The sequence below is a fragment of the Actinomadura sp. KC06 genome, from assembly GCF_004348735.1.
Classification (GTDB): Bacteria; Actinomycetota; Actinomycetes; order Streptosporangiales; family Streptosporangiaceae; genus Spirillospora.
The window spans coordinates 1-3488 of the sequence record NZ_SMKT01000332.1 but is presented as its reverse complement, the minus strand read 5'-3'; the positions used below and the strand labels follow the sequence as shown (position 1 = coordinate 3488).

The following is a 3488-nucleotide window of genomic DNA, read 5'->3' as shown; positions in this document are numbered from 1 at the left end:
GCCCGCCCGACCCGAACGCGCCGGGCGGGGGCGGCTGGAGGGAGAAGTCGGTGAGCTCGTTGTTGAGCAGGAACCCGCGTCCGGGGACGGTGAGGGCGCTGCCGCCGAACTGCTCGATCGAGATCGTGTAGGCGACGACGTTGCCCCACTTGTCCGCGACGTTGAGATGGGTGGTCTGCGGGCCCTCGAACGCCAGCGCCCGGGTCTGCGTGCCGGGCGGGACGCACGGCTCGTAGGAGCCGTCGGGCGATCCGGGCGGGACGGGCGCGGCGGCGGCCTCGTCCGGCTTGATCAGGCAGGCGCGCTCGCGGGCGAACCCGGACGACAGGATCTCCTCCAGCGGCACGTCCACCTTGTCGGCGTCGCCCAGGTAGCGGCCGCGGTCGGCGTAGGCGAGCTTGGACGCCTCCAGGTAGTAGTGCAGGGCCGTCACCGGGTCGCGCCGGTCGAGGCGGAAGTTGCTCAGGATGCTGAGCGCCTCCCCGACCGTCGACCCGCCGGACGACGACGGAGGCATCCCGTACACGTCCGTCCCCCGGTAGGAGACGTGCGTGGCCTTGCGCATCAGCGCCCGGTAGGCGGCCAGGTCGCGGGCCTCCATCAGCCCCGGACGGACGATGCGGGTGGCGGCGTGGTCCACCGGCGGCTTGGCGACCGTCCGCGCGACCTCCTCGCCTAGCCGTCCCTCGTAGAACCACTTCGTGCCGCGCTTCGCCAGCTCGCGGTAGGTGTCGGCGAGGTCGGGGTTGCGGAACGTCGCGCCGACCTCGGGCGGCTTCCCGTCCGGCAGGAACAGCTTCCGGGTCGGGACGATGTCGCGGAAGCGGGCCTCGTTCACCAGTGTCTGGTCGCGGAACTCCTGGTCGACGACGAACCCGCGGTCGGCGAGCTTGATGGAGGGGCGGAGCAGGTCGTCCAGGTCGCGGGAGCCGAAGCGGCGCAGCGCGAGGTCCCACTGCGCGAGGGTGCCGGGGACGCCGACGCCGAGCCCGCTGGTCACGGCCTGGTCGAAGGGGATCGCCTTGCCGGTGGCGGGGTCGACGAAGGTGTCCGCCTTCATCCGCCTGGGCGCGAACTCGCGGCCGTCGACGGCGTGGACGCGGCGGGTCTTCGCGTCGTAGTAGGTCATGTATCCGCCGCCGCCGATCGCCGCGACGAACGGCTCGGTGACGCCGAGCGCCGCCCCGGCCGCGACGGCCGCGTCCATCGCGTTGCCGCCGTCCTTCAGGACGTCGAGGGCGATCCGGCTGGCGTACGGGTCGACCGTCGACACCGCGCCGCCGTAACCCGTCGCGACCGGCTGCTTGGCGGGCGGCGGTCCGGGCGCCGGGACGGACGCGAGCGTCCGGGCGATGGCGGGTACGGCGGGGACCGTCAGGGACGCGGCGGCGGCGACCGCGGCCACGAGGACGGCCGTGCGGCGCGGCCTGCGCGGCCTCCGCGAGGTGGCGGGAGCGGTCGATCCGGTCGGTGCCGTCGGCGCCTTCGAGGACGATGGGGAGCGGAACATCGGGCCTCCAGATGAACGCGGCGACCCTACGGTGTCACCGATCTTCGTCCGATGCCACCGTCCGCACCGGCCGACCCCGGACGCCCCGCCCGCACCGGCCCGGCGGCGGGTCCGCCAGCCCGCGGACAAAGATCATAAAGCGCTTTCCCCGGAGCGATTCGGCGATTTTCCGCCTGGCCGGTCCCCCGAAACTCGTGCGAGTGTTAGCCCAGCGTGAGGGGGAGGCTGCGCCACGTCGCCGACCTGCCGCTTTGGCAGGATCCGACAACGCCCGGATGACACCAATCCCGAGGAAAACGTTGCGATTATGCTCATACCTGGTGAATTCTTAGGGACTTCGACAAGCCGTCATCTCGCGAACAGCGGCGCGGGTTCAGGCCTGGGGGGACACCTATGACCTGGGACATGCGCATGCGTAACAACATGTTCCGGCGCCTGCCGGTCGAGCAGGCGACCGGACGGCTCTATGGAGGCCGGCACCGGCTCCGCGTGGTCTACCGGACCCGCGACCTGGTCGTGCTCGGCCTCGGCGTGATGATCGGCTCCGGCATCTTCAAGATCGCCGGGGAGCAGGCCACCTCGACCGCCGGACCCGGCGTGCTCGTGTCGTTCCTCATCGCCGGCGGCGTCTGCCTGCTGGTCGCGCTCGCGCTCGCCGAGCTGTCGTCGATCATTCCCGTGGCGGGCAGCGCGTACTCGTTCAGCTACGTCGCGTTCGGCGAGGTCTGGGCGTGGATCGTCGGCTGGGCGCTGGTGATGGAGCTGCTGCTGGCGACCGCGGTGCTGGCGCGGGTCTGGTCGCTGTACGCGACGCAGGCGCTCGCCGACTTCGACGTGCCCGTCCCGGCGTGGCTCGCCGACCTGATCGGCCAGGAGAAGGGCCCGGACCTGTTCGCGCTCGGCATCCTGCTGCTGGTCATCGGGATGCTCGCCACCGGCAGCCGGCTGAGCCTGAAGACGCTCTGGTTCATGGTGATGGCCAAGGTCATCGTGATCGGGCTGGTCATCGCGACCGGCCTGAAGTTCTTCAGCCCCGGCAACCTCACCCCGTTCGTGCCGCCCTCCCAGCCCGCGCCAGAGGGCGACCAGACGATGCTGGACGCCATGCTCGGCGCCCTGGGCGGCGGGACGCCGGAGGTCTTCGGCGTCTGGGGCCTGTTCGCCGCCGCGCCCGCCATCGCGTTCGCCTACATCGGCTTCGACCTGATCGCGACGTCCGCCGAGGAGACCGACGACGCGCCCCGCAAGGTGCCGCGCGGCATCATCACCGCCCTGGTCACCGCCGTCGTGCTCTACGCGGCCGTGGCGGTCGCGCTCGTCGGCATGGTCGGCATGGACGGCTTCGCCAAGCTGAACCCGGACAAGCTGCTCATCGCCGCGGCGTTCGACTCGGTCGGCGCGGGCGCGATGGGCAAGCTCGTCGACGTCGGCGTGGTGCTCGCCCTGACCACCGTCATCCTGGTGCTGGTGATCAGCCTCACCCGCGTGGTGTTCTCGATGTCGCGGGACGGGCTGCTCCCCCGCCCGCTCGCGCACATGAGCCGCCGCTACAAGGTGCCGTCCCGGGCGACCCTGCTGTCGGGCGGCGTCGCGCTGGTGATCTCCCAGACGCTCGACGTGCTCACGCTCGAGCAGCTCGTGGTGATCGGGACGCTGTTCGCGTTCCTGTTCGTCCCGGCGGCGGTGGTGGCGCTGCGCCACACCCGGCCCGACCTGCACCGCCCGTTCCGCGTGCCGCTCGCCCCGGTCACCGCCGTGGTGACGGTCGTCGCGGTCGGCTGGCTGATGCTGAACCTGAAGGTCCAGACGTGGGCCTACTTCGGGATCTGGATGGTCGTCGGCCTGCTGCTGTACCTGGTGTACGGGCGCCGGAAGAGCCAGATGAAGCTGCTGCTGGACGAGCCGCCGCCCGAGCGTCCGGCCGCCGGGCGGCTGACCGCGCCGCCTCCGGGCGTCCCCGTGCTCCCCGCCCCGCCGC

General features: G+C 72.0%; 2 protein-coding genes. One reads left to right on the top strand and one right to left on the bottom strand.

Annotation, left to right across the window (positions count from 1 at the left end; all coding sequences use genetic code 11):
- Positions 1 to 1510, bottom strand: a 1510-nt coding sequence (locus tag E1287_RS42545) for a gamma-glutamyltransferase (protein WP_131971716.1), incomplete at its 3' end; no start/stop codon positions are given.
- Between the two features lie 405 nt (positions 1511 to 1915).
- Here E1287_RS42545 and E1287_RS42540 point away from each other — a divergent pair.
- Positions 1916 to 3488, top strand: a 1573-nt coding sequence (locus E1287_RS42540) for an amino acid permease (protein WP_243719828.1), incomplete at its 3' end; no start/stop codon positions are given.